Source organism: Phocaeicola sp. RTP21359st1_B8_RTP21360_211022 (assembly GCF_040911965.1).
GTDB classification, from domain to species: Bacteria; Bacteroidota; Bacteroidia; order Bacteroidales; family Bacteroidaceae; genus Phocaeicola; species Phocaeicola vulgatus.
Genome location: NZ_JBDFXP010000119.1, coordinates 1 through 1112, shown reverse-complemented (window position 1 = coordinate 1112; position 1112 = coordinate 1). Strand labels below are relative to the sequence as shown.

Here is a 1112-nt window from a genome sequence, read left to right as displayed (position 1 = left end):
TGAACGTGAAAATACAACATCGCAACAGTCAGTCATATTTAATGAAGTAAAGCAGATAATTACAGATTTTGCAGAAAGCAATGAAATACTGCAAGAATTGGAAAAAATCGTAAACACTTGTCATGACAATGCCATGTACAAGCTCAAGGAAGATTTTCCGACCATGAAAACTTCTGACACCAGGCTGTTATGCTATATTTTTGTAGGATTCTCACCACAAGTAATTAGCTTATTCATGAAGGATACGGTGGCTAACGTATATGCTCGAAAATCACGGCTCAAATCACGTATCAAATCTGCAAAAATAGTAAATAAAGAACTGTTTTTAAATCTTTTGGGATAAAACGGTACATTATTTACGGTAATATATTTTTGACAGGTAAAGGCGCATTTCAGTAATTATATGGATAAAACAAGGAATATGCTTGGCGAGATGAAATAACTATACACAATCCATCTTATAAGTTGTGATCAAGAAAAACAATATCAAAACAGATTTGAACAGTCTTCTTAAAAAGGCAAACAATCTACTTTTGCTTATATATTTGGAGAAGTAGCTAATTTGAAACATAATGCTTTAAATATATCTGACGGATACAATTCAGGAACAGATAACAGTTTATTTTTTTATTATATAAGAACATGCAAAAAAAGAATTTATTCGGAATACTTATTTTAATTGCTTATTTCGCTTCCTGTAATCAAATACATAAAACCCACTATGAGAATGGATGGTATCACATCCTATCACAGCAAAAAGACAGTATTGCTAAAGAGTCTATTGTAACAGTAAAAGATTTTGTTTCGTTACGAATGGATTCTGATGAAAATGGGACATGCGTAATTGTGGGGCAAATAAGCAAGCATAAACTAAAAAAATGGGCAAAAGAAACAGAAAAGGCAATTGGCAAACATATAGCTTTTGTACTTGACGATACGGTAATCACAAATCCAAAGGTGAATGCAAGAATTGAAAACGGTGTTTTTCAAATATCGTTACCTCATGGCTACGATTTAAAAAACATATATAATAAACAATACTTCGGTAAATTTTTACCGAAAAATTAAAAGTTAAACAATAAAACCGGCAAAAGTCGGTTCGGAAACACTAA

The 1112-nt window shown here is 31.7% G+C and carries 1 protein-coding gene and 1 pseudogene; both read left to right on the top strand.

What is annotated here, in order from left to right; genetic code table 11:
- Positions 1-343: pseudogene (locus AB5062_RS22660) on the top strand (hypothetical protein); the annotation flags it as partial.
- A gap of 299 nt (positions 344-642) precedes the next feature.
- Complete coding sequence (locus AB5062_RS22655; protein ID WP_368331278.1) at positions 643-1068, top strand: hypothetical protein; 426 nt, start codon at positions 643-645, stop codon at positions 1066-1068.
- The last annotated feature ends 44 nt before the right edge of the window (positions 1069-1112 follow it).